24 protein-coding genes are annotated in these 26,609 nt (G+C 39.9%); 11 read left to right on the plus strand and 13 right to left on the minus strand.

What is annotated here, in order from left to right:
* Positions 1–847: 847 nt before the first annotated feature.
* From ACM0OY_RS02270 to ACM0OY_RS02285, 4 genes are all read left to right on the plus strand, one after another.
* Positions 848–2,392, plus strand: a complete 1,545-nt coding sequence (locus ACM0OY_RS02270) for an AAA family ATPase (protein WP_414567272.1) — start codon at positions 848–850, stop codon at positions 2,390–2,392.
* Positions 2,393–2,600: 208 nt separating this feature from the next.
* Positions 2,601–3,104 carry a hypothetical protein gene (locus tag ACM0OY_RS02275; RefSeq protein WP_414567273.1) on the plus strand — a complete coding sequence of 168 codons (504 nt, stop codon included), beginning with the start codon at positions 2,601–2,603 and terminating at the stop codon, positions 3,102–3,104.
* Between the two features lie 141 nt (positions 3,105–3,245).
* Positions 3,246–4,037, plus strand: coding sequence for a YdcF family protein (locus ACM0OY_RS02280; RefSeq protein ID WP_414567428.1), 792 nt, complete (start codon positions 3,246–3,248; stop codon positions 4,035–4,037).
* Between the two features lie 8 nt (positions 4,038–4,045).
* Positions 4,046–4,267 (plus strand): hypothetical protein, encoded by a 222-nt coding sequence (locus ACM0OY_RS02285; protein WP_414567274.1) that lies wholly within the window; start codon positions 4,046–4,048, stop codon positions 4,265–4,267.
* Between the two features lies 1 nt (position 4,268).
* On the opposite strand, the gene ACM0OY_RS02290 is transcribed toward ACM0OY_RS02285, so the two are convergent.
* Together ACM0OY_RS02290 and ACM0OY_RS02295 are read right to left on the minus strand one after the other, a co-directional pair.
* The gene (locus tag ACM0OY_RS02290; protein WP_414567275.1) at positions 4,269–4,511 is read right to left on the minus strand and encodes a ferredoxin-thioredoxin reductase variable chain; all 243 of its coding nucleotides are present in this window, start codon (positions 4,509–4,511) and stop codon (positions 4,269–4,271) included.
* 754 nt (positions 4,512–5,265) lie between these two features.
* Entirely contained in the window at positions 5,266–5,415 is a 150-nt protein-coding gene (locus tag ACM0OY_RS02295) for a hypothetical protein (protein ID WP_414567276.1), read from the minus strand.
* Positions 5,416–5,690: 275 nt separating this feature from the next.
* On the opposite strand from ACM0OY_RS02295, the gene ACM0OY_RS02300 reads away from it, so the two are divergent.
* Entirely contained in the window at positions 5,691–5,903 is a 213-nt protein-coding gene (locus ACM0OY_RS02300) for a hypothetical protein (RefSeq protein ID WP_414567277.1), read from the plus strand.
* 130 nt (positions 5,904–6,033) lie between these two features.
* The gene (locus ACM0OY_RS02305) at positions 6,034–6,585 is read left to right on the plus strand and encodes an NUDIX hydrolase (protein ID WP_414567278.1); all 552 of its coding nucleotides are present in this window, start codon (positions 6,034–6,036) and stop codon (positions 6,583–6,585) included.
* 117 nt (positions 6,586–6,702) lie between these two features.
* On the opposite strand, the gene ACM0OY_RS02310 is transcribed toward ACM0OY_RS02305, so the two are convergent.
* On the minus strand, positions 6,703–7,626 hold the full coding sequence (locus ACM0OY_RS02310; RefSeq protein WP_414567279.1) for a nucleoside hydrolase: 924 nt from the start codon (positions 7,624–7,626) through the stop codon (positions 6,703–6,705).
* Positions 7,627–7,642: 16 nt separating this feature from the next.
* Here ACM0OY_RS02310 and ACM0OY_RS02315 point away from each other — a divergent pair, with 16 nt between their 5' ends.
* Positions 7,643–8,074 carry a nucleoside deaminase gene (locus ACM0OY_RS02315; RefSeq protein WP_414567280.1) on the plus strand — a complete coding sequence of 144 codons (432 nt, stop codon included), beginning with the start codon at positions 7,643–7,645 and terminating at the stop codon, positions 8,072–8,074.
* 86 nt (positions 8,075–8,160) lie between these two features.
* Here ACM0OY_RS02315 and ACM0OY_RS02320 read toward each other — a convergent pair whose 3' ends face one another.
* The 4 genes from ACM0OY_RS02320 to ACM0OY_RS02335 form a co-directional block, all read right to left on the minus strand.
* Complete coding sequence (locus tag ACM0OY_RS02320) at positions 8,161–8,382, minus strand: hypothetical protein (protein ID WP_414567281.1); 222 nt, start codon at positions 8,380–8,382, stop codon at positions 8,161–8,163.
* 97 nt (positions 8,383–8,479) lie between these two features.
* On the minus strand, positions 8,480–10,780 hold the full coding sequence (locus ACM0OY_RS02325) for a heavy metal translocating P-type ATPase (protein WP_414567282.1): 2,301 nt from the start codon (positions 10,778–10,780) through the stop codon (positions 8,480–8,482).
* Positions 10,781–10,912: 132 nt separating this feature from the next.
* Positions 10,913–11,107, minus strand: coding sequence for a heavy-metal-associated domain-containing protein (locus tag ACM0OY_RS02330; RefSeq protein WP_414567283.1), 195 nt, complete (start codon positions 11,105–11,107; stop codon positions 10,913–10,915).
* Between the two features lie 493 nt (positions 11,108–11,600).
* Positions 11,601–12,524, minus strand: a complete 924-nt coding sequence (locus ACM0OY_RS02335; protein WP_414567284.1) for a DUF1932 domain-containing protein — start codon at positions 12,522–12,524, stop codon at positions 11,601–11,603.
* Positions 12,525–12,710: 186 nt separating this feature from the next.
* Between ACM0OY_RS02335 and ACM0OY_RS02340 the strand changes: the two genes are divergently transcribed.
* Positions 12,711–12,836, plus strand: a complete 126-nt coding sequence (locus tag ACM0OY_RS02340; RefSeq protein ID WP_414567285.1) for a hypothetical protein — start codon at positions 12,711–12,713, stop codon at positions 12,834–12,836.
* Between the two features lie 30 nt (positions 12,837–12,866).
* Positions 12,867–14,294: an amidase gene (locus ACM0OY_RS02345; RefSeq protein WP_414567286.1), complete on the plus strand. Its 1,428-nt coding sequence runs from the start codon at positions 12,867–12,869 to the stop codon at positions 14,292–14,294.
* Here the strand turns inward: ACM0OY_RS02345 and ACM0OY_RS02350 are convergent.
* The 3 genes from ACM0OY_RS02350 to ACM0OY_RS02360 all read right to left on the minus strand — a co-directional run bounded on the left by ACM0OY_RS02350 (position 14,219) and on the right by ACM0OY_RS02360 (position 16,667).
* A complete protein-coding gene (locus ACM0OY_RS02350) occupies positions 14,219–14,929 on the minus strand; it encodes an HAD family hydrolase (protein WP_414567287.1) in 711 nt (236 codons plus the stop codon). The genes ACM0OY_RS02345 and ACM0OY_RS02350 overlap by 76 nt on opposite strands.
* On the minus strand, positions 14,910–15,443 hold the full coding sequence (locus ACM0OY_RS02355) for a GNAT family N-acetyltransferase (protein ID WP_414567288.1): 534 nt from the start codon (positions 15,441–15,443) through the stop codon (positions 14,910–14,912). Before ACM0OY_RS02355 ends, ACM0OY_RS02350 begins: the two co-directional genes overlap by 20 nt.
* 354 nt (positions 15,444–15,797) lie before the next feature.
* Positions 15,798–16,667 (minus strand): CmcJ/NvfI family oxidoreductase, encoded by an 870-nt coding sequence (locus ACM0OY_RS02360; protein ID WP_414567289.1) that lies wholly within the window; start codon positions 16,665–16,667, stop codon positions 15,798–15,800.
* 4,644 nt (positions 16,668–21,311) lie between these two features.
* Between ACM0OY_RS02360 and ACM0OY_RS02365 the strand changes: the two genes are divergently transcribed.
* The gene (locus ACM0OY_RS02365) at positions 21,312–21,767 is read left to right on the plus strand and encodes a response regulator (protein WP_414567290.1); all 456 of its coding nucleotides are present in this window, start codon (positions 21,312–21,314) and stop codon (positions 21,765–21,767) included.
* Between the two features lie 99 nt (positions 21,768–21,866).
* Here the strand turns inward: ACM0OY_RS02365 and ACM0OY_RS02370 are convergent, their stop codons facing one another.
* The 3 genes from ACM0OY_RS02370 to ACM0OY_RS02380 all read right to left on the minus strand — a co-directional run bounded on the left by ACM0OY_RS02370 (position 21,867) and on the right by ACM0OY_RS02380 (position 24,865).
* Positions 21,867–22,994, minus strand: coding sequence for a response regulator (locus tag ACM0OY_RS02370; protein ID WP_414567291.1), 1,128 nt, complete (start codon positions 22,992–22,994; stop codon positions 21,867–21,869).
* 37 nt (positions 22,995–23,031) lie between these two features.
* Positions 23,032–24,366 carry a hybrid sensor histidine kinase/response regulator gene (locus ACM0OY_RS02375; protein WP_414567292.1) on the minus strand — a complete coding sequence of 445 codons (1,335 nt, stop codon included), beginning with the start codon at positions 24,364–24,366 and terminating at the stop codon, positions 23,032–23,034.
* 352 nt (positions 24,367–24,718) lie between these two features.
* On the minus strand, positions 24,719–24,865 hold the full coding sequence (locus ACM0OY_RS02380) for a hypothetical protein (protein ID WP_414567293.1): 147 nt from the start codon (positions 24,863–24,865) through the stop codon (positions 24,719–24,721).
* Positions 24,866–25,833: 968 nt separating this feature from the next.
* Between ACM0OY_RS02380 and ACM0OY_RS02385 the strand changes: the two genes are divergently transcribed.
* Entirely contained in the window at positions 25,834–26,556 is a 723-nt protein-coding gene (locus ACM0OY_RS02385) for a response regulator (protein WP_414567294.1), read from the plus strand.
* Positions 26,557–26,609 lie beyond the last annotated feature (53 nt).

The following is a 26,609-nucleotide window of genomic DNA, read 5'->3' on the forward strand; positions in this document are numbered from 1 at the left end:
GTTTTTTCTTTCCCCCTTTCCCCTTCCCCTTTTCCCCTTAACCGACAAGTATTGCCCCCTACCCACTCTTTAAAATAAACCTCAGACCGTATTGTTCACACAGTTGAGCAATCCGGTCTTTTAATTTTGAGATAAGAATCTGCACAAATTGTTGAGCAGTAAGTTATACCAATTTAAACAAAGAATGCGACAAATAGACCATTTTGTAGAGACGCGATGAATTGCGTCTTCACCCAAGGATGTGTTGCAATCATTAATTGAATTAATATTACATCGCTATCTGATGACTTGGACAAAAGAAATCAAAAGCGATCGCTTTGCTGTTTGCACTTAGATACTTATATAGGACTAGTATTTGATTTCTGAAAAAATCTAAGTATGTGTAGGGTGTGTTACGGCTTCCGTAACGCACCACCCGAAGGTTTTGGTGCGTTAGCCTACGGCATAACACACCCTACGTATATTTCAAAAATCAAATATGATTCCTATAGCTGCATAAGTAGAAAAACCCAACGTTTAATTCTAATAGCAGCTTTATTTACCTTTTGAAACGGCATAAACTAACTCGGATACAGTTTGCGATCGCTGTTTTATCTCCAAAGTCTTACTATTTTATACGCTATACAACTACTATTTAATTGCCTGAAAAAATTCTGTACATTTTAGTCTTACATAACCCTATTGCCTATTGCCTTTTGCTTGTCTATCACCCACCATCCAGCTAAGTTCATAAATGAAATCGGACTCCTATAGGTAAACTATGTAATAATTTTTGATGTTACCAGGAGGAAACTTCTGGTTTTTTGTATTTGAACCGCAGAGGCGCAGAGAGCGCAGAGGCTAACAGATGACAGAAGTAACTCTTCCAGCTTTTATTGAGCAAATGTTGGAGGCTGGATTTTATCCCCATGAAGTAACAGAATCTATTCAACTCATTCAAACTCACATTTCTTATGTGCTGTTGACTGGGGATTACGCTTATAAGTTGAAAAAACCAGTTAATTTCGGGTTTTTGGACTTTTCGACTTTAGAGAAGCGGCAGCATTTTTGCCAGGAAGAGTTACGGTTAAATCAACGGGGAGCAGGTGAGCTATATTTAGAAGTTTTGCCCATTACTCTGGTAGGGAAGCAATATCAACTAGGGGGAACAGGAGAGGCGGTAGAATATGTGCTGAAAATGCGTCAGTTTCCCCAAGAGTCGCTATTAAGCACGCTTTTTGAACAGGGCAAGTTAAAAGAAACATACTTAGATGAGTTGGGACGGGTGGTGGCTCAATACCATGCCCAAGCTCAGACGAATGATTATATTCGCAGTTTTGGTGAAGTGCCAAATGTCCGGGCTGCGTTTGATGAAAATTATCAGCAAACTGAAAAATATATCGGAGGCCCCCAGACTCAGACCCAGTTTACAGAAACAAAGGAATATACAGATCGGTTTTTTGCCGAACGTCCAGAATTATTTGCTAGCAGAATCCACAGCGACTATATTCGTGAATGTCACGGGGATTTACACCTGAAAAATATTGCTCTGTGGCACGATAAAATCTTGCTGTTTGATTGCATCGAGTTTAATGAGCCGTTTCGCTTTGTGGATGTAATGTATGATGTGGCATTCACAGTGATGGATTTGGAAGCGCGAGGGCGCAAAGACTTGGGTAATGCGTTTTTGAATGCTTATATTGAACAAACTGGAGACTGGGAAGGTTTACAGGTGTTGCCCTTGTATTTAAGCCGTCAAGCTTATGTTCGAGCAAAGGTAACTTCATTTTTGCTAGACGATCCGAGTGTACCCGCAACGGTAAAACAAGAAGCGACAAAAACCGCCGCTGACTATTATAAACAAGCTTGGGAGTATACTAAACCAAAACAGGGACAAATAATTTTGATGTCGGGGTTGTCTGGTTCTGGTAAAAGCACAACAGCGAGACTTTTAGCCCGGAAACTAGGAGCAATTCACCTTCGCTCTGATGCGGTGCGAAAGCATTTAGGAGGAATTCCTTTATGGGAAAAAGGCGGCGATGATTTGTATACACCCGAAATGACCGAGAAAACTTACAGCCGATTATTGTCATTGGGAATTATACTGGCTAATCAAGGTTTCTCTGTAATTTTAGATGCTAAGTATGATAAGCAACAGCCACGGCAAGAAGCGATCGCCCAAGCTACAAAACACCAACTTTCTCTCCAGATTATCCAATGCACAGCACCGCTAGAAGTATTACAAGAGCGGTTGAATAAACGCACTGGTGACATCGCTGATGCCACTGCCGATTTATTAGACTCACAATTCAAACAAGCCGAACCCTTCACTGAAGAAGAAAAAACATACGTAAAGGTTTTGGATACAACTCAACCTCAAGAGGCACAATTAAAACTAGTAATTCCGCAATAGCTTTTTTGACTACACAATCATAAGGATACAAGCCCCAAATTTATGGAAAAGAAAAAAAGTAAAACAACATTAATTCAAGCCCCCGAATTTATCCATAGCGTAAAAAATGTTTGAATTTTGCGGAAAGTCTGAGCGGAGGTTTCCGACCATCAGAACTTTCCAAGAGAGAATTTTGAATTTTGAATTCGGAGCGAAGCAACGTAACTTTATGGCAGACAAAAAGAACGACTTTTTCACTATTTCTCCCAGCTTCTTTTCTCAACTATTATTTGGGGCATTTTTAACATTTATATTAATCATGACCGGCTCGGCAGTACCCCTGAGCATCTTCTTAGGAATTTTGGGGGGTTTCATCTTAAGCTGGATTACAAATGCAACCAATAATAGTTCTCAGGCTCCAACTGTAGCCTCCTCTGATGGTGTTGATACAGGGCTGAAATATTGGTTATTTTTTATGCTTGGCTTTGTATCTTTGGGGTATCCTGCACCCATGAGTATCTTCCTGGGTGCAATAGCAGCTTTGGGTGGAGGTTGGATTACTGCTTGGTGGGGAAGTAAGGAAGAAGCTAAAACTCAACTGCAAGTTGAAGAATCACAAGAAACTGAAATTGAACAACCCAACGAGAGGATCAACAAACGCCAAACAAGAAGACCCACTCGCCGTTCCCGTCGTAATACTGGAAGTGTTAATTTCAGGTTTTGGCAAAGGTAGTAATTGGGTATTGGCAAGAAGCAGGGGGCATTGGGGAAACATTGAGTGTGGGAGGGGTGGGAGGAGAGGGAGGTGTGGGAGGATGGGGAAGCATTAATTCTTTTTCCCCCCACACTCCCCACACTCCCCACACTCCCCAATATGTTTTTATATCTCTCGAAATTACTGCCACTATTTTTTTATCCACTAGGGCTAGCCTGTGTAAGTTTGATAGTAGCATTAGTCACATTGTGGAAAAGACCGCGCATCGCAGCGATCGCCATTACTCTAGCACTAACCTTACTCCTCTTTTGCAGCAATGCTTGGATTGCAAAATCGCTAGTGCGATCGCTAGAATGGCAAAATCTCACCCCTGGCCAAATACCGAATGCAGAAGCGATTGTGGTTTTGGGTGGGGCTACCAAATCAGCTTTTCCTCCAAGACCTACTGTTGACTTGAGTGAATCGGGCGATCGCGTAATTTACGCCGCCCAACTCTATCGCCAAAAAAAAGCGCCTGTAATCATCCTCAGTGGCGGGCGGATCGATTGGCGTGGTAGCGGTTCACCAGAATCGGCAGATATGGCAACAATCCTCACATCTATTGGTATTCCATCTCAGGCAATTATCGAGGAACCTGAGTCTTTAAATACTTATCAAAATGCCGTAAATGTCCGAAAAATTATGGAAGCACGGGGCATAAAAAAAGTATTATTAGTAACTTCTGCAATGCATATGCCGCGATCGCTCAAGATTTTTCAACGTCAAGGTATTAACGTTATTCCTGCACCGACCGATTTTCTCGTCAGCGAAGGTGAATTGCAAGAACTCGGCAGCACTCCCAAAGCCGCTATACTAAATTTATTACCTGATACTGACAACCTGCACCAATTTACCACAGCTTTAAAAGAGTACATTGGTTCTTTCATCTATTGGTTACGCGGTTGGCTTTAATTAACATTATGTCTAAAAATTTACCTTATATTATTCCATCGCCTCAACCCCAAATTGAGGAAGGGTTTGCCGCTTACCAAACAACCCATCAGTTTTATCATGAAGTTCAGACGCGGGCGGAGTTTCGGCGTCATTGTGAATGGTATTACTCTACAGCAGAACGCAACCGCCAAGACTTACAAAAAATGCGCGGCGAACTGAATATTTTCCAGTGGTTTCGCCGCCGATGAATTAAATGACTTCTAACTCATTTTCACGTAAATGGGCTTTAAATTTTTTACTAAACTGGACTAAAATCGGCAGATTAGCGCTTACAGGTCTACCTTGCCATTCAGTGGCAATAGCTACGACTTCGCCTTCTGTGCCTTTGATGTCAAAAGCCTGATTTCGATGTTCGGGATGATGATAGATTACCACCGAATCTTTAACGCGCACGCGATCGCCAACTTTCATAACAACATTTACACCTAGCATTTGCTTTTCCACAAGTATCTGCTACAAAATATATGATTAAACCGCCTCGAATTCGATTTAATCAGCTATTTCTTGACACTTCACAGGGGTGCGACGGCGCATTGAACCCTCCGCGTCCAGGCACGTTTTAGCCATCCGTGCGTACTTTTGTAATTTTTTGCCGCGTTAATGTATATCGCCCTCACCCTCCGCTTTTACCCCAAAACCGGGGAAAGGAAAAAAAATCAAGCGATATCAGATGTCCTTATTACTTTGGCAACAGATATAACCCTTTTATCTTCACTCTAGGATGTTCCCCAGGTCAACTGTCTCACCAATTTTCACTCAGAAGATTAAGTAGACGAGCATGGAGAGTGGTGTTAGCGGATAGCTATGGTTTAGCCCGTGCTAAGTTAAGAAGTAGGAATTAAAAGTTAAGAATTATTCTCCTGGTCCTCTTGTCTTCCCTTGCGAGAAGGAGAAAACAGTCGTTTTAGACATTATTTGGCTCGACTACATCGTAAATCTTTTTGTTACTCTAAGTCAGCACAAATGCGGAAATTCTCCATTCGGCTAGTTATACATGATCTCAAGTATGGTCCAGTGCCGCTTCAGATGTATCGCACTCGTCTGATTGGAGCGATCGCCTAATTCATATTTTCATTCAGCAACGCCCAATTTCTGGTGCTGCTACGTCAGCTAAGTGGTTAACATATTATTTGTAGTTAATTTATATATATTAATAGTCTTCAAATACTGAGGATATTACATCTTCTCACGATCGCCATCTTTTTCTCAGCCACCAAACACCAAAACCAACAATTATTCCAACCATCAGACTGGCGCTCAAAGGGTAGTCGCAAAAATAAGGAATTTTAGGAAAGATATCTTTCATAGCCGAATCTTTCCCATGCAGAGACAACATCAACCCCTCCCCGTCAACCTACGGTGTACACACAAGTCTGATTCAGTTTTATCCTAATACACTTGGGATTAGCGAGAAAGCCCTCATGTAGAGACGCGATTTATCGCGTCTGATAGACCAACACGTTCACAAGACGCGATAAATCGCCGTCTCTACAGAGAATCTACTCGTCCATTATTCCTTGACAGACTACTCTTTCCGACTTGTGTGTACACCATAGCCCTGTGAACGGGGAGGGGAGCGTTTGCCTCAGCAAATGCGGGGTGGGGTTTCCGTTGCATGCATCACCAACCAAAATTACTGATTTAGCTGTGTCTGCGGTGCGATCGCCATTGAATTTTGTAGCAACGCCGCGTCGCAAAGGCGCAAAGAAGAAGGTTCAAAGAAAGACTTTTGCAAGAGGTCTAGTCAATACATTTGAGTTAAGTATTTCTTCCTTCTCTTTCTTTACTCATATCTTGCAGGAAGCCGCTCCGCGTCTACGTTAAAAAATCGAATTTGGTAAAAATTTAACCTTTAACTGAACCGTATTGGGTTATAAATAAGGAAAACAATTGTTTAGAAGATAATACAAAGTACTTTGTTATTGCTTTACCTCCCTAGACTAGTAAAGGCTATATGAGCAACTTAAAAAAATGGAAAATTTTGAAATCCAAAATGGTCTTAGATCATTACTGGTGTCAGGTAAGGCAAGATGAAATAGAATTGCCCAATGGAAAAATTATTGATGATTATTTTGTCAGTATTAAGCCTGACGTTGCAATGGTTTTACCTATCACCAGTAGTAGAGAGATAATTTTTGTCCGGCAATATAGACATGCCGTAGGTGAATTTTTTTTAGAACTGCCCGCAGGGAGTTTTGATCCTACAAAAGAAAGTGCTGAACTAGCAGCAATGAGAGAATTTACAGAAGAAACTGGTTATATTTCCCAAGAGTTTAAAAAAATAGGAAATTTATACGATAAACCAAGTAAAGATACCAATCAAATACATTTATTTTTAGCCGAAAATGCCATTAAGGTTAGAGAGCAAAAACTTGATATCACAGAAGAAATTGAGATTGTATTAATTCCCGTAGAATCAGTTTTAGAGAAAATTATTCAAGGAGAAATTTCTGTAGCAGGTACTGTAGCTGCTCTCTTCTTAGGCTTAAAGTTTATCAGTTATTAATAGTCAGTGAAAATCAAGTCCAAAATTATCGCCATAAGAGTTCCTGCAATCCTAAGTTTGGATGTTGGTTGAAAAAACTGAGAAATGACATTGCAATACCACTTAATATTTTAATTTTTACCTTGCCCATTGTTGCAAAATATAAGCATAAAAAGCATCTTTATCTACTTTATCCATCGCATAAATCTTCCGCCCACCAAACACAACTTTAGTTCGCCCCTGACTCAGACCAGTGGTGATAATTTCTGTTTCCCATTCGCGTAATTGGTAAAACTCTGGATGTCCCAAATAAGCCGTTGCTAAAACATCCCAAAAATAATAATCTTGGGGGATAACTAGTGCATAACATTGTCCGGCTAAATCGGAGATGGGATACTGCCGTTGTCGCCCCATTTTTTGCACTAATTTTGATGTGACTGGGACATTGTTTGTCAAATCCAAAGGACACATAATAATTTCAACTTGGGTTTCCCATACTTGTGCTGCTGAAATTGGGTCCCAATACACATTCCATTCAGCAGAACCATCTTGTCCTGGTTCCAAGCTTTTTTCTACATTGCCAGGAACATTCAAAGCACCCCCCATCCAAACAATTTTGTGAATCTTGGCTTTAATGTCTGGTGCTTTCTCCAAAGCGACTGCAACCGTCGTCAACGGCCCAGTTACCATCAAGGTTACGGGGTCTGATGCTTCACGTAACACCTGAATCATAAAATCTTGACCTGTTTCGGCAACTAAAGGCGTAGTAATGGTTTCGCTTTGGTTGAGAATGGGCAGATGGTCAACAATAAACGAATCGCGGCGATAGAGACTGGGAAAGGGATTGATACCACGCACAGTACTTTCTGCAACCGGAATATGAGAAAATCCCATCAAATCGAGAATTTTACGTGTGGCGCTAACGGCTGGTTGAACATAACAATCCGCTGGAGTGACAACAACACCGAGAAGTTCGATATCGTCCATTGTCAACAGCAGCATAGTTGCTAAATAATCATCTACACCGCCATCATGATCCATTAATACAAGTTGTTTAGACATATTTAAGGAGAAAAAAATGGATGAATTTATGCAGGCTGCAATTCAAGAGGCAAAACAAGGCAGACAAGAAGGTGGAATTCCTATCGGTTCTATTCTCGTCAAGGATGGCAAAATTCTCGGCAGAGGACACAATAAACGCGTACAAGATGCCGATCCTGTTACCCATGCCGAAATTGATTGTCTCCGCAATGCTGGGAGAGTTGGTACTTATAGAGGTACAACACTTTATTCAACCTTAATGCCGTGCTATTTATGCGCTGGGGCAGTTGTACAATTTGGCATTAAAAAAGTCATTGCCGGAGAATCCAGAACTTTTCCTGGTGCTAAAGATTTTATGATATCTCACGGTGTAGAAGTAATCGATCTCAATCTTGAAGAATGTCAACAAATAATGAGTGAATTTATTGAAACTAACCCCGAACTTTGGAATGAAGATATAGGTAAGTGAAGTTCAAAAAGTGAATACAGCAGAATTCAGAGGTCATAATTGGTGAATTCAGTTAAAGCAACAGACGCGATTTCTCGCGTCTTTAATCATTCATTGGGTAAATAGAGAAGAAACCACCACAACTCTAGCCCGATTAAAGCTAAACCAGCGATCGCCACACCAACTTTCAAGCCCAAAGGTTGCTCTATGTGTTGAAATTGCCTACTTTGCTCTGAGTGGACTGGCATTTGGGCTAAGACTATGGTTGATGTTCCAGTCAGAAAAATTAAACCAGCTAAATTTCCCAAAAGCATTTTTTTGCTGAACATTTATTAATACCAAGAAAGTGACTGGGGATTGGGGATTGGGTAATCATTTGAAGAATTATGTCCGGATTTGGGATCATTCCCAATCCAAAATCTAAAATCAGATGGCTTTTGGTTGAAAGTTACGCAATCTTAAGGCATTGCTCACAACAGAAACCGAAGAAAGAGCCATCGCACCTCCGGCGATAATGGGATTAAGTAACCAACCAAAAATCGGGAAGAGAATTCCAGCTGCAATGGGAATGCCGATAACGTTATAAATAAAAGCAAAGAAGAGATTTTGCCTGATATTGTTGATAGTGGCGCGGCTGAGTTGAATAGCTGTGACAATTCCTTGTAAATCTCCAGAAATTAGGGTGATATCGCTAGCAGCGATCGCCACATCAGTACCCGTCCCAATCGCAATTCCCACATCAGCCTGTGCTAAGGCTGGGGCATCATTTATACCATCACCTACCATTGCTACAATTTTAGATTTTAGATTTTGGATTTTGGATTTTGAAGCGGGAAATTTATCTATCTCTCCTTGCAAAGATTGAATAATCGCCGCCTTTTGATCTGGACGGACTTCGGCAAATACTCGTTTGATGCCAACTTGGAGAGCGATCGCTTCTGCTGTTTTCTGATTATCCCCGGTAAGCATTACTACTTCTAAACCCAATTTCTGTAGTGTTTTCACTACTGCTGTGGATGAAGGTTTCAGGGCATCAGCAATACCCATTACTGCTTGGATTTCGCCATCTACGGCAATCAAAATAACTGTTTTACCAGCCGCTTCCCATGCATCTTTATACTGCTGGAGAGTCGTGGTATTAATTGCGAGTTCTGTTAGCCAGCGTTGGGTACCAATTTGCACCAAGCGATCGCTAACAACTGCTTGCACGCCACTACCTGCAATTGCTTGAAAGTTCTTGGCCTCCGTTAAACTCACCTCTTGAGACTCGGCATATCTGACAACCGCTGAGGCTAAGGGATGTTCAGAATTTCGTTCTACCGTTGCTGCTAACTGTAAAAGCTGGAGTTCGTTACCGTTAGCTGTGCCGTTGACAGTGACAAAATCTGTAACTGTAGGTTTACCCACAGTTAAAGTACCAGTTTTATCTAAAACGATGGTTTGGATTTTGTGTGCTAGTTCTAAGCTGTCTGCACCTTTAATCAAAATGCCATTTTCTGCACCTTTGCCGGTTCCCACCATTACAGAAGTTGGAGTAGCTAAACCCAAAGCACAAGGACAAGCGATAATCAATACACCTACCGTTGTCATGGTTGCTAAAGTGAGGTTGCCTGTGAAGTTAAACCAAATAATAAAAGTGGCGATCGCAATGGCAATCACAGCTGGTACAAACCATCCCGTCACTCGATCTGCCAATCGCTGAATAGGTGCTTTAGAACCTTGTGCTTGTTGTACTAGTTTGACGATTTGAGCCAAAAACGTATCTTTTCCGACTCGTGTCGCTCGAAACTGAAATGCACCTGCACCGTTTATTGTTGCCCCAATCACCTCATCTGGTGGCTGCTTTTTGACTGGCAAACTTTCGCCAGTCACCATCGCTTCATCTACTGTGGAAACACCTGCAATCACTTCGCCATCTACCGGAATCTTTTCACCAGGACGTACCAAAATCACATCGTTGATTTTGACTTCGGCGATGGGTACATCAATTTCAACACCATCACGAATAACTCTGGCATCCCTGGCTTGGAGTCCCATGAGTTTGCGGATAGCTTCAGAAGTTTGTCCCTTGGCGCGGTTTTCTAATAATCGTCCCAGCAAAATTAAGGTAATGACAATGGCAGCAACTTCATAATAAACATGAGGAATTAAGCCTTGAGCAATGAAAAAGCCAGGGAAAACGGTAATAAATAAAGAATATAGATAGGCTGCACTTGTACCCAAAGCAATCAGCGTGTCCATCGTCGCCGTATGACGCTTAAAAGCTTTCCAGCCATTGCGGTAAAAAGATCCACCACACCAAAAGATAACCGGTGTTGTCAGCACTAGCTGTACCCAAGGATTGTGAAGGAAACTGGGAATCAAGGGCAAGTTTAACCCAGTCATCATGGGTAGCGATCCCAAAAAGAGGAAACTGCTGATTACACCTCCTACTATTACTTTGAGGAAGAGTTCGCGTTGTTTTGCTTGCCTACTTGCTGTTTCCGCATCATCTTCTTGAGAGAGCATTTCTTCGGAGAGTGAGTAGGAAGAGTAGCCCGCAGCCTCGATCGCAGCTTGGATTTTTTCTAAATTGGTGAGAGAGCGATCATAATTGATGGCAGCTTGCTCAGCTCCAAAGTTAACGTTGCAGTCAATCACCCCGCGAACCGAGCGAATCGCCTTTTCGACGTTGTTGGCACAAGCGGCGCAGCTCATACCTCGAAGTTTCAGTGTGAGAGTATCCATACTGGGGATTAGGGATTGGGGACTGAGGATTAGGGACTGGGGATTGAGGATTGGGCATCGGAGGAGATAGGGAGCAGAGGGGAAAAACTTACTGCAACTTCTCCTTTGCCCCTCTCTGTGCCCCCATCTCCTCTAAGCGACTGGATAGCCAGCAGCAGCTAACGCTTCTTTAATCGCTGTTTCTGATGCTTGAGTTTCTACGCTGACAAGCTTGGTTGTTGGATCGGCCTGAACGCTAGCATTGGCATCGACAGCCTGAAGTGCTTTAGTGATGGTACTTGCACAAGCAGAACAAGCCATGTTGGGAACTGTGAGTTGGAAAGTCATAGATTTACGGGATAAAATGAACAACCTCGCCACGCCAAGCTGGATGACTGGGACGTATGCCTTACACCTCAGAAATTTCTGATTTCTGGCTGAAGAATCGCCTTGAATTTATCCTAAACTCTCCATCTGGGTGGAGAGTCTAGAGATTTTTAAAAGTTTCAAAAATACAATGCACTACAAAAACTTGTCACTGGATCAAAGTGTGTGCTATCAAGGTCATATAACTACATTAGTAAGAATTATCCTGTTGTTTTCCCCACAATTCTGGGAAAATAACCACTTCACAACCACCAAACGCGGCTGCTGAACCCAAGTCTCCCTATCTCTTCATAACAAAGGGTCTTTTTTAAGACTCGATTTTGGAGTTTTCATGCAGCCAAAAAATTTAAAACGTCTTATTTGTCTCTGCAATCTCTGTGCCTCTGTGGTTTATAAGTTATTTATTCCACCGCTGAGGCGCAAAGGGCACAGAGATAAGAGGTTAAAAAGAAACTTATTTTTGAGAGTTTTTATCAGCTTTGAAAGGGCTATTCTTAAGTTTTAAAGTTTCTTGGGAAAGGGTAGTAATTATTTCTGGTAGTGTGCGATCGCGATCATTCTCTTCCGGCGTTTCCCTACCCAAGGAGGTGTCTTTTACTAACCGATAAACATCGGCTGCACCTTGAAAAATCCGCTCTGTCAAATCTAAGGCTTGAAATGTGTCTGCAATCTCTTCCATTTCTCCCACCCAACGATGTGCTTTTGGTGTCATGGATGGTAGGAAACGGCTAAGTATTTTTGCTAGTTCTGGTTGGCTGTTGGACACTTCGTCCCACAGTTCTTGGTCTAAACCTAAACGATGGGCTGCAATCAGCAATTCTGTACCGATCGCTGTTAATCCTTTTGTCAGTGCTGCATAGCACATTTTTAACCCAGAAGCTTGACCGATTTCATCGCCAATTACCCGCACATCTAAGCCATAATCTCGCAATTGTTTGAGTTCAATGGCCTGTTTTCCAGATGCATAGATGCGGGTGCGATTGGGAACTCGTGGAGGCGGGCCGATAATTGATGCATCGACAAATTGCCCGCCGTTTGATTCAATTATTTGGGCAATATTTCTCACCTTTTCGGGTGCGATCGCGTTGGCATCAACATATAAAATACTTTTACCAACGCTGGCTATTGCTTGGGCTACTTCTTGGGCTGCTTCTGTGGCGGCAGCAGGAACTAGTACTGACAGCACCACATCGGATTCAATAACCAATTGTTTGAGGGAACCGACATCTTGAATGTTGGCTGCGGCGGCTAATTGTCGAGTGCGATCGCTCCGGTCATCCAAAGCCGCAATCGTCTTCAATCCATGTTGATTGAGTACAGCGGCGATCGCCTGTCCCATGTCCCCCGGACTTAAAATACCAACAGTTTGAATTTGCATGGCAAACTTGATTCCAAATTGCTATTCAAAGAGTACTGGTGTGCTTCGTTTATCTCTGCACCCAGTACTCCATGTTAGGCAAGGGTTTGGAGATTGAGTTATGAGACAAAGTACGATAAATCGATTGATTTACTGTATTTTATCTAAATAGCAACTTATCACAAATTGTTTTCAGGAAGCAAGCTATTGAATGACTCAAAAAACAGAAGTATTGCAGTGAAGGCGATAATCAGGCTAGCTGAAGAAAACGATGCATCACAAATGCTCTTAATTTATGCACCGATGCTCAAGCGTCGTGACTTTCCTATCTAAAAATCGCTAATTCTTATTCAATGCCAAAATATGTCAGAAATTGCTGATTTGTCTGCATCTCAACTCATATCACTATATCGCGATCGCCAATTATCACCAGTCGAAGCAACCAAAGCCGCCCTAGAACGGATCGATACTTACAATAGCTCAGTTAATGCTTTTGCGATCGTCGATGAAAAGACGGCTCTTGTGGAAGCCCAGGCTTCTGAAGTACGCTGGCTCAATGGTAATCCCCTTGGCTTGGTGGATGGAATACCCTTTACTGCCAAAGATTTATTGTTAACCAAGGGTTTACCGACACGCCGCGGAAGTAAAGCGATTATTGCCAATCAACCTTGGGAAGAAGATGCGCCTGCGGTGGCTCGTTTGCGCGAACAGGGAGCAGTACTACTCGGAAAAACTACAACTTCAGAATTTGGCTGGAAGGGTGTCACCGATAGCCCCCTCACAGGTATTACCCGCAATCCTTGGAATACAGAACTAACTCCCGGAGGTAGTAGCGGCGGGGCGGCTGTGGCTGCTGCATTAGGAATGGGTACACTTCATCTCGGTACAGATGGCGGTGGCTCATCAAGAACACCGGCAGCGTTAACGGGGGTGTTTGGTTTCAAACCGACTTTTGGGCGCGTGGCTGGTTATCCATCAGCCCATACTGGAACTTTGTTTCATATTGGCGTTCTGGTTCGCACTGTTACCGATGCAGCAGTGACGTTAAATGTTATTGCCCATCCCGATGTTCGTGATTGGTATGCTTTACCAGATGAGCAACAAGACTATACTTTGAATTTAAATCGGGGTGTTGCTGGATTGCGGATTGCTTACAGTCCGAACTTGGGATACGCCGATGTCGATTCCGAAGTAGCGGCCTTAGTCAAAGCCGCAGTTGATGTTTTTGCCAAACTCGGTGCTGTTGTCGAGCAAGTCGATCCTGGTTTTGGCAATCCCCGGAGTATTTTTCAAACCTTTTGGCAAGTCGGTGCAGCCAAGCTACTGCGCGGCTTTAGTCCAGAACAACGAGCTGTAATTGAAGAAGGATTACAGGCTAGTGCTAGAGAAGGCGATCGCCTTACTCTACCAGAATATCTCAGCGCTCAGGATGCTCGTGAAGCTTTAGGAAGACATCTGCAACGCTTTCATGAAAACTACGATTTGCTAATTACTCCCACCTTACCCGTAGTTGCTTTTCCCGTCGGGCAAAACAGACCCCAGTCATATATTGACAATCCCCAGCGAGATTGGTCGCCTTTTTCTTATGTTTTTAATTTGACACAACAACCAGCTGCTTCTGTGCCTTGTGGCTTCACCAAAAACGGTCTACCTGTAGGTATACAAATTGTCGCTGCTAAATACAGAGATTTACTAGTATTGCAAGCAGCAAAAGCTTATGAAAATGTATCTCCTTTTGTAATGCCTGTAGCCTTTTTTAAGGCGAGTAAAAAACTTTCGCAGTCATCATAGTTGGGAAAAACATCAGTCGCCCCTTCATTGAATAATGCTTGAGCTTGACGATCTGAAGCAATACCGATGAATGAATATCCTGATTTTTGAGCCGAGCGAATATCCCAAACACCATCCCCAATGTAAATCACTTCCGAGAAAAGATGATTGTAATACGTTTCGGCTCTAGAATGAGCGATCGCCATTATTCCCTCCCGCGAATCCTCATCATCCGAAAAAGCGCAAGGAATATTATCAATGGGAAGATCGGCAGATTTTAACTTGAATATTGCTGATGCTGCCCAACCTCCTCCAGCATAGGCTACTTGATAGTCACCAGATGCAAGTAGCTTTTTCAATATATTAGATGAACCTGGTATGGCTTTTACTCCACCATGTGCTTTTGCACCATCAACGAGTAATTCTAAAAAACGCTGTTGAAATGCCTCAATTTCTCTAAATGAAGGAATGCGATCGAGTTTACTTTGAAAGATTTCTTTTAAAATACAAGCATCTGTTACATGAGTGTATGATGTCCAATCACTTGAGACTTCTGAAAAACCAAATACTTCATACAATGCTTGTAAATATGATTCATTATCCAGGTTATTAGACTCAGTAAGAGTGCCATCAATATCAAACATTACTAATTTCATTATATTTACTATAATTTAGACACTCGTTCTGATATTCTTGCTGCAACATAGACAGAATAATTAAGGAATCATACTTGCCATCGACTTTTAAACATTCACGCAGCGTTCCTTCTACTACAAAACCTGATTTTTTATAGACAGCCTGAGCAATTTCATTTTCTACTTTGACATCCAGCCATAATCTATGAGCATTATAAGTCTCGAAGGCTAATTTTTTAACTATTTCAATTGTTGCTTTACCATAACCTTTTCCTTTTTCAGTAATCACAATTCGACGAAATTCAATGGTTTGATTGGAATCAAGTAACCCTGCAAGGATAACGTAACCTACTCTTGTTTCTTTTTTCACAATTAGATGAGCAATATCAGGGTTTAGCATAGCTTGTAAATGTTGTTCGCGCGACCAAGGAATTATATACTGGCGATTTTCATCATTAGTTTCAGCACCCACAATATAATCAAGGTCAGCTTCCTCAGTTTTGCATAGGTATAAGTTTGACTTATTTACTTCCATACATCTGTAATCTTTCTAGCATCGCTGTATCAGGGACTTCCAAGGAAAAAAATATTCCATCGTAGGGACGCACAGCTGTGCGCCCCTACAAATGTACAAATAATTTGCGATAATTTATTTTCTGGAAGTGCCTCATACCAATTCACTCAAATTTTGAAACAGATCCAAATCCAGAAACCCTTTTAAAATATGGATTTCTTAATTTTGAATTTTGAATTGGTATTCAGATGGTGGCTACACAGGTTATAAAGCTGCTCAAGATGTAACCAAAAAATCTCCCGCTAAAATGTGCAGCGTTATAGCGGGAGATTGTCAATATTTAGGACTCAAAATTTAGCATTTTGTGGCACTGAATTATTCAGGAAAGAACACGAATGTCCGCAACTCGATACTCTCCCGTGGAGGTGCATTCGGTGGGCTGGTGGGGTCTTCAAATCCCGTATGGAGTGCAAAGCGGGCGCGTCCGTCTTCTGCGGAGTCGAAACACTTGATTAATATTGCTTCATTCCTTTGCATTTGCGGGAAGTAGTACCACTTATGTTTTGGATTATAAGTGACGGCGTAGGTTTCACCAATGCGATCGCGGTATATTAGGTCATTAACTACCAAGTCTGTTGGTGCGACAGTTTGGGCATCACATAGTGTTAATGGTGATTCTTGAATTGTGTCACCAATTCCTCGCCAAACATTGATAATTGCAAACCGTTGTTGTAGTAAGCTATCAATGTTATTTATACCCTGCGCTGCCAACTCTCTGCGTAGGCGTCTATGCCCGCCGGAAGTACTGAAGTCATTGTGTACGCGCTTCACAGGTTCCCTAATGCCACTGTTGATGTCCTGCTTCATCAATGCGGCATTACGCAAGGTGCAATCGAATATCACTACCTCGGTTGCACCAATTACTTCTTTTAATAACTGTTTAGCTTCTGCATAGTAAACTTGGCGTACTTCCTCTTCATCGTAAAAGTTACGGACGCTGGTATTATGCTCAGTAAATGCGAAACCTTCTCGATCTAGCGAGATATTCTCTGAGATCGAACGAGCATTGTAGATTGGTACTTTGTATGACTGATAGCTGCCATTGGAACGAAGAACACCTGATGGTGGTTCGTAAGCGTAGCTAAAAAGCTTATCTGTAGTTGGCAGCAGGTAACTGAGGTTAGCCTCTACAGATGGCAAATCCTCAACAATCGGTCTGTCTAAAACTTGGCTATTTAAGCTCATAAGTCATACCATTTGTAATTTTGTGATTAGATGGGAAGTAACAACTAGTGACTGGGTATTGGCGACTGGGGAACGGCTAATTGATTTGCGTTCACTAGCTTCGCCCTTTTATCAAGAAAGGCAGAGGGCAGAGGGCAGAAGGGATAAATCCCTTCTCTGATTACCCGAATCGTAAGATTGCGACAGTCGGGAGCAAAGGTTTAAGACCTCCACCAAATTTTCAATTTGGTGGCTCTCGTTCAGGTGGGGTTTGAATCCCCATCTGTTGCGTAGCTTCCCGCTTTCTTACGAAGCCTCCTGCCTTCTGCCTTCTTCAATTGCGACATTTATTTCTATCAACCACCAAACAACAGACATGATTCACAGAGGTCATCTCTGCATAACCATTAGGAGGATATGAATAATTTAGCTCTACGGTACTGGATCTATTGTAAAGTACTGTTTATTTATCGACTTTATGGTGTTTATTTCTGGAGTATTACATAGCCATAGATAAAATTCAAGTTCTTCGACAATAAAATATATGATTATTTAAATTTATGTAAAGCTAATAATTAGCTAAGCTAAGTATATTTTCGTTATTGCACCCACCATTCATAGGGGGTAAAAGGAACTGGGCGTGAAAAAGAGGCACAGGTGTAGAGGCAAAAGACTTACTACAACTTCGCTTCTGCTGTCTCATCTGTTTTGATAAATAATCTAAGCGATCACTCTTTACCTTCGACAAGATAATGAGTGTAAGGATAACAATGCGATCGCAGCATCTTACAGTAAATCAAAAAGCCCCTGGTAAAGTCAACACCAGGGGTATCCATCTTTATTCCCTGATATTAGGATGACATCTGCTGGGCTACGATATATAGGTAGTCATGCAATAATTTCATAATATCTATGATATTTTTGCAATCAACCTTGCGATCGTGGCAATAACTCACAAAAAAGGCTTAGCACCGAGCTAAGCCTCAATATATTTAGTGCTTAAAAAGACATCACAAAATAATTTAAACCGAGTTTATAGACAGTTCATCTTCCCTTAGGCTGTGTCAAAATATTCTATAAACTGCTAATGAATTACTTAATAATTCATAATAAAAGGCTTGGTTGAACCAAGCCTCTATATATACCAAGCATTTACTACACCAAGATTAATTTAGACTCACTCTTACTTTAGTTCATCTTCCTATGGGCTGTATCTAAATATCCGAAAATCTGATAAACAGAACGGTGTGAAAAATTCAATGTTTGTAGTAAGGACTTTAGTCCTAAGAAAAGGGCTAAAGCCCTTACTAAGAGCTAAGTTTAGCTAATGTTATATTAGTTAACATAGTTTGATTTATTCTCACCGACTTACTTATGCCATTTTTTGACAATTGAATAAAAAAGGTTTGGCTTTAAACCAAACCTCAATAATTGCTGTGCTTAACAACGTACTAAATTAATTTAGTTCTACTCTGTCTACAGATCATCATCCTAGAGAATGTGTCTAAATATTGGGAAATTTGATATCTAATTATTTTGTAAAAATATTGACTTAATTTAATTTAAGTATATATAAAAATATACCATTAATCGACCTTTAGTATGAAAAAAACTTCAAATCAACCTATAAATTATTTTATACTAAATATTTATACGGCTAAGTGGTAAATTTTAAACAACTCGTCCTCAAATTGAAAAGTCTAATTCCCACTGTCTACTCACTAATGCCAGTTAACGGTAGTTGCTTATTTGCTCCTCCCTGCTTATCGTGCACTACACGAATAAGTTCAAAAATTTAATCAGATTCTCATAGCACACATGCCTGTGGCAATGCTAAGCGTAAACAGAATTTCCAACAGATATATTTGAAAGTCTCTCTTTGTCCTATATTTCAAATTTGAAAAAAAACCCTGGGTATTATTCCAGGGTACATACACGTTTTTCAGGCATTAACAGGCTGAATATTAACTCTGCAAAATAGTTATTTCTACTATCTACAGAATGATACTAAGATTGGTCTATATATGATATATGTCCTTTTTTGCTGCATGAAATCTCTATATATAGCAGATTTGAAGAAATATGAAGTACATTGTCTATCTTTCAAAAGTAGGCACAGAGCCTATTTTAATTTTCAATAATGCTGTCTAGTATTTTAGAATACTGAAAAGCGTTACTTTGGAATTTTTTTTATTCCTTTAGTAGGGTATCAAACAGGTTGCAACTTAGTATTCATCTCTTATTTAGATAAAATTCTTGTTAGAGAACATCAAGTAGGTATATGACTAACTATTTATCAGTTTTTCTTGTTATTACTCACAAAAAAGGCATGGCTTAAAGCCACGCCTCATATATACCAAGTGTTTACCATACCTAGCTAATTTAAAATTACTTTCACTTCAGTTCATCTGTCTATAGTATGTTTACAAAATTTGTACTATCTGTTGATAAATTAATAATTTTTGGATATAAAAAAATGACTTAGCCTAGATATTAATCTAATACCCGTGATTTATACAAATTATACGTAATTCCAATATATGTCAATAAAAATATCAAGTTGCGAGTATAATTTCAGAACAAATATAGCAACATAAAAAGACATATTATGAAAAATATTGGTTATATGACAAAAATTACTGTTAATAAATTATTGAATAATCCTAGCTACATGAATTTTTAAAATCAAGGATGATAATAAATAATAAAGTTTTGCCACTTATTTCCTGAATTATTCCTTTGTAACCTGTCAATTGTTCATAAAAAAGACAAAGGTTATAGCTATATTGTCTACGTTTATGAGTAAATTCTGCCAATCAAAGCAGCAAATTTAATTCATAAAGAAAGGCTTGGTAGTTAACCAAGCCTTAGGTAAGAGTAGAGTCTATCAGGAGAATTTAATCATTTTAATCGACAAATACATCTGTCTAAAGAGAGTAGACAAATATTTTATCAATATCTTGAAAAACACTTATATTAATCATAAAAAAAGGCTTAGCTGAGCGCTAAACCTCCATAGAAAGCAGTTATTCGACACACCAAAATTAATTTAAACTTGGTCTTAATTATAGTCATCTTCCTCTAGGATGTGTTGAACAATTATTAAATCTGATAGTAGTTTAGATGGATAAGCAAACTAAGAATTTAACTACCCTTAGACATAAAATTAATTTTCTATGAAAACTTATCGTATAAAAGAAAAACATTTGTTCCTCTCCTAGAAGCCGCTTTGAATGTAGGAGATACGTAAGTCGCTTGCATAGGTGTTTGGCGACTTGAGTGGACTCTCGCCAAGAAACAATACCTTCTTAGGGACTTCCAAGTAAAAAAATATTCCATCGTTGTGTGGGCAGGGGGCAGGGGAGAAAACAGTTGTGTTGAGTCCAGAAATTGGAATAATTTATTTTTTGGGGTTCCCTTATCAAATCCCTCACAAGTTTAAAGCGCCCGAAGCTGATGTTCCAACTTATCTCTAAATTTATGAAAAAAGCTAGGTTCAAAACCTCGCCCGCAAGTGGCGCGAAAAAATCCTTGTCTCACTCGGTAGGTAGAAACCCCAACGCCAGTTCTCTTAAGTCGGGAAACCCGCTCACTAGACTGGCTCCTCCTTGTGGGTGGCTGTATTTAATTTTGACCCTTATCTGCGAGACGCTACGCGTAGCTTGCTTCTCTGTAGGAGTACGACTCCGCTCAGGGTTGAATTTTGAATTGATTCATAGGGATCATGTTTTTACTTTTTAATTCTTAATTAGGCATAATTAACATCAAATTAAATCTTAGTTCTTAGCAAGGAATTAAATGATTATCTAAGATGATTATGACTATAATATTGACTTATTGACTAAGTATATAAATTTTGAAAAACTTAAAAAATAGTCTTGATAATTACTTCGGTTCGCTACCTTCTATATCCCAAGTAAAAGCTTGGTCTACGTCATGATATTTCACGTTTAATTAAGTTGAGTTACTTAGTAACTTGAATTGATTTACACCCCAGTACTTAATGTTTTCCTTTTCTAAAATATTAAATAAGTGAAATCATCTAAAAACAAAATTTCTGCATCAACTTTTATGGTAAACTAGTGGACAGTTTAAAATAGCAAATGTTCAAATCCTTGCCCTGACTACCATCCTATTATTCCTACCGTAGTTTTTACCGATTTCAAATCCTGTCAAAATAATGCTTCTGTACGAATGCGTTATATTACCTTTGTCACAAACTTAAACCAAGTGGTGAAACTGAATAAATGATGACTGTTAAAGTCTAACCATTACTTAAGTGAGAGTAAGCAATTTAACAGTTAATAGTGTTATTGCTTAACTTTTAGTATCTTTTAATTTGACAAACAGATAGTTTAATCCATGCTGTTGCTAACAATCCTTTAAAGTTTTTAGAGCTTTACTATATAGCTTTACTATATAAAGTTATTATGAACAGATTAAAAAAATATTTTGTAATTTTGCGTATAATCGAAAAGTATCTGCTAATGCTATAAACTTGAGGCTTTTTACCCTCAGCGTTTTTTGCGTGGGCAAGGATTATCACCTAAGCCGAAGCAGAACAAAACCTAATCCTCACTGACCATTATTTTATCGTTTCGAGGAAGCCTCGTCTGTATCTCTCAAGAAAGACAATGAATCCTAATAAAATCTTCTGGAGAAGAGATGTATTTGGCACATTCATTAATGAGTGATGAAAAAAAGCAAAACTCTCACCAGCCTTTGATTTTGGTAGTGGAAGACAATGATGATAGTCTTTTGCTAATTAGCTATGCTCTGGAGTCAATTGGTTGTAGATTCATTTGTCAAACAGATTGTTCTGCAACGGTGTTGGTGGCTAAAGAATATCAACCAGACTTGATATTGTTGGATATTTTGTTACCAGGGCTGAGCGGTATCGATGTTGCGTATCATTTGAAGCAAGAACCGCTAACTTACAACATTCCAGTGGTTGCAGTTACAGCTTTAGCCAGTAAGGAGGATCGAGAGCGGATTTTGAAGGCCGGCTTTGATGATTACATTAGCAAACCCTACATGATTGAGGATTTAGAGGCTGTAATTCGTCGTGCGCTTGAGGGAAAATTCAGTCTTTACTCGGCTTTTGAGGTTTACCAAGATTAGTAATCTAACAGAAAAATTTTTGATAAAAGAGAGAAATTGCTCGTTAAAACTGATACCTAATGCAGAAAGCTTTTTACAGATAATTAACCAACAATTATATTAAATATTTTTGGGTAATTGAACAGTGAATAAACTGCCTTTACCTACTTCAGAAAAGACTTGGATCGTTCCTGTGTGCGCTTCTACAATTCGGTGGGATAGATGTAGTCCTAAACCACTACCTGAGCGTTTGTTTCTACCTTGGCGAAATCGCTCGAAAATTGTTGCTTGGTCTTCAGGCGCAATTCCGTATCCTGTATCTTCTACTTCAATTGTTACCCAATCTTGATGTTTAGAATTGGATGATTTTTCAAAAATGCGGACTGTTATGCCTCCTGTGTCTGTAAATTTGATGGCATTTGCAATTAAGTTGTATACTACTCGCCTGAGTTCGAGGCGATCGCCCATAACTATACCAGCATTTTTATCCTTGGGGTCTAATTCACTGGTATCCACTTTCAAAGTCAAACCTTTTTCATTAGTCAGAGGTGTGATTTCACTCACCACTTCTTGAGCAATTTCTGGCAAATCGCACACCTCCCAATTCAAAGTTTTTTTACCTGCTTCAAAACGGTAAACTTCTAAGAGGGTGTTCACCATCTGCATCAAATTTTGGTTACTGCGAATCATTACTGCGATCGCTGTTTTCATTTCTGGCGAAATTTTGCAGAATGTTTCCATCTCGAACAAATTCAACATGCGATCGGCGGCTACCAACGGGGTTCGCAAATCATGAGTCAGACGGGAAACAAAGTCTTCTCGTTGGCGTGCCATTTTTTGTTGTTCGTCGAGACTGTGCTTGAGACGCAATAGCGATCGCACTCTTGCTAACAGTTCATCGGTATCAAATGGTTTGCGAATAAAATCGTCAGCACCAGCATCCAAACCTTCAACAACGCTGGATTCATGAAAAGCAGTAATCAACAGAATTGGGATATAACTATTAATTGAACGGTTATTACGAATACGACGTGTAACCTCATAACCATCCATCCCCGGCATCATCACATCTAGTAAAATTAAATCCGGTGGAGATTGTTCAATTTTTCGCAAAGCCATTATCCCATCTGGAGCCAAATCAACTTCATAACCTTCACTTTCTAAAATTGTTTGTACCAAAATCAAATTATCTCGCGTATCATCAACTGCGAGAATGCGATCAATTTTATAATTTTCAGCTACAGACATGATTTATCAACTTATATCAGTTTTTTTAGCAGTAATTTTATAGTTTAAATTTGGGAGAGCCTATTGGTGCTTTTCTAATTGGAGTAGATGATTGATGGGGATTTGGGGCAGAACAAAAAGGGCCATCCTTATCCGAGTATAAACTCGGAGCTTCGACTGCTACATTTCCTAATGTTACTTGACGTGGCAATTCAATTCTAAACATTGAACCGATTCCCAATTGGCTCTCAAGAACTATTTTGCCACCCATCATGTGTACGAGCGAATCTACAATTGCCAAACCCAGACCTGTGCCTGGATATTTGCGAGTGATACTTTGATCGACTTGGCGAAATGCTTCAAAAATATGTTTGAAATCTCTAGGTGCTATGCCAATACCTGTATCTCTAACGATAATTGCCACTAGGTTAGCAGGTAGTTCCTTAACCTCAACCCAAATCTCACCAGACTCTGTGAACTTAATGGCGTTAGAAAGTAAGTTAATTAAGATCTGTTTGACACGAAACGGATCGTTAAATCCCAAAGGATTTTGTAAATCTGTTTGCACCAGCAATGAGAGATTTTTGGCCTCAGCTAGAGAACCCATTTCTCCTACAGCAGCGTTTATCACCTTGGAAATATCAAATATTTCTGGTTTTAAGTCTAATCGTCCCGCCTCCAACTTGGAAAAATCCAGAACTTCATTTAGCAGCATCAACAAATGTTTACCATTATTCAAAATGCGCTCGACCATATCCGCTTGTTGGTGCGTTAGTTGACCAAATTTCGGACGCAACAGTATTTGCGAAAAACCAATAATCGCATTCATTGGTGTTCTAAGTTCGTGAGACATGGTAGCCAAAAAATGTGATTTTAGCCGTGATGCCTCCAATAACTTGAAATTTTGGATTTGAATTTGTTGCTGTTGTCTTTCCAATTCTTGGTTCTTACGAATCAACTGCTCATGACTTTCTCTAAGTTGCTGGTTTGCTAAAGCTGCCTGCATTTCGGCACGATGAACCCGAATGGCATTTCGCAAAACGTGTGCCAAAATTTCCGAGGATATTCTAGACTTAGAAAGATAGTCTGTAGCACCAGCTTTCATTAATTCAACAGCGATTTGTTCATCTCCTTGTCCAGTTAGGACTACTAGAGGAACTTTAATATCCGAAGCGCGTAAGTGTTGGATGAGAGTTAATCCATCCTGGTCTGGTAGACGATAGTCAAGGAAAACACAATCATAAGTAGTAGTGCTTAAGACAGAAAATGCATCATTACCATCGCCTACCTCAGACAGATCCATTTGCACACCTGCTTTAGTCAGGGCACGGCGTACTGCCATCCGGTCTACTTCGTCATCGTCTACAACCAAAATTTTCAGCGTCTCTTCCATCGGTTTTTATTTTCGCCGTAAAACATAGGTTGATGTATAACATTTCTCTTTTGAGATTATCCTATTAAAGAATGTAATATTTTCTGATATCTAAAATCTGTAACTTGATTAACTAAGACATTTGGTACTATATCCAAGTATGTTAAAAATTCCAAAATCAGAAAAATTAAAGAATCAAAACAATATTTACTAAATCAGTATACCAATCATACTAGACTCACGATCGCTTCTGACTTATCAATGGCAGTTGCCATAAATCTCTTGACCAGAGCAACAAACTGCCTCATAATGACTACTAATTTCTGACATTAAATCAGCAGAAGCAACTTTTATTTGGCATATCTTCAGGAGGTTAGCTGCCATCGCCGCCCAATATTGTAACTGTCTCTAGTTCATCGCCTGTAAAGTAAACTAGGTTAGCAATATTAATTTTCATGAATGTACACTTGACATGAATCTGATTAATCCCCTTATCCTCCATTAATAGTATATTAATCACAAATTACAGGCGTTTTCTTAGATTTAATTCAGTTTGTTGTATCCTGAATTTGGTTGGTTTAGTAAGTATTGGGACTAAACTTGCTAACTTATGACCAATACTTATAAAACAATTAGCAACTAACAAACTGGAAAATATTGAACAGAACACAGCAGACAAGGCTTGTATAAAGTAAAATAAAATACTTTATAGAGCTTAAAACAATTGTAAATGAGTGAGTTAACAACCGTCGTCAGTCGTTAGTGAGAGTTGCACACCATTATTGTGTACCATAAGCTTGAGCAGTTTTACCCATGAGATTGCTAGGACAAGGTAAATAAAGAAATACTTGGTGTACTTATTTGTAAATTTTTAGCAATGTTCCCTCGTTGAATTATTGGTAGTGTTAAGTGCTGATTTAGGAGTTAAGAGTTATTCTCCCCATACTCCCCAGACTTCCCGATCTCCCCATCTCCCCACTCCTGATTCCAAGCTTTATAAAAGGTAATAGTAAATAAATCGGGGATCATAGCAACTGAAAGCTGAATTTTAAGTAAAAGTGAGCAATTTTGCATTCGTATCAATATTTCATCCTTTTTGTGCAAGTAACCATATATCTCCAGCTAGATTTGTCCTCTATCTAAATATTAAAAAATAGGATATTTATTATTTCTATCGGTGGATGCAGAGTTGTCAAAAGATCATCTATCTTTGGATTGGGAAAATAAAATGCAGGTAAGAATTTAGCGCTCAAGATGAGGCAGTCCGCCAGACGTGTTTATCAACTTGTTCGCTCTTAGCGTTTCCCCAGGGTAGCAACTGCCGTTCACAAGTCATAATAGAGAATGAATCTAATATGATTGATATATTGATTCATAAAATTTTCTTGTGATTCTTGAACTATTCTGACTTCTAACTTCTTAACAAAGAAAGTAATTACAAAAGGTAATACTTTGAAAGATGCAAACAGTGTAAGAGCGAGTGTAGCGATGAGTGAAATTAGCATTATCTTAATTGAAGATCACGACTTAACGCGAATGGGACTACGGGCTGCATTACAATCTCATAGTGCATTAAAAGTGATTGGCGAAGCTGCAAATGCTACTCAGGGATTAAAACTTTTGGAAACAGCAAAGCCAGATGTAGCCGTTGTAGATATTGGCTTGCCTGATATGGATGGCATTGAACTTACCCGTAAATTCAGACGCTACCAAGCCGAAACTGGGCAATCAGCAACCAAGATTCTCATCTTAACAATGGATCATACCGAGGATGCTGTACTTGCGGCTTTTGCGGCAGGGGCAGATTCTTATTACATGAAAGAAACAAGTATCAGTAAATTAACTGAGGCTATACAAGCAACTTATGGCGGTAACTCTTGGATTGATCCCGCGATCGCCAATGTGGTATTACGGAAGATGCGCCAAGGAATCCCAGGAGAAACTCAAACCTCTGACAAGCCGAAAACTGTCAAAATCGAAGCGCTAGCCACCGAATACGAGCAAGTTTTGGAAACATACCCCTTGACTCAACGAGAATTAGAAATTCTGGAGTTAATTGTAGCTGGGTGTAGCAACGGGCAAATTGCCGAAAAACTCTACATTACAGTTGGTACTGTCAAAACCCATGTTCGGAATATTCTCAATAAACTTTGCGCTGATGACCGTACCCAAGCTGCTGTTAGGGCCTTGCGTTCTGGCTTGGTAGCGTGAGTGTGGGGAGTGTGGGGAGTGTGGGGAGTGTGGGGAGTGTGGGGGGAAAAAGA

The organism is Nostoc sp. CCY 9925, from assembly GCF_963920935.1.
GTDB lineage: Bacteria > Cyanobacteriota > Cyanobacteriia > Cyanobacteriales > Nostocaceae > Nostoc.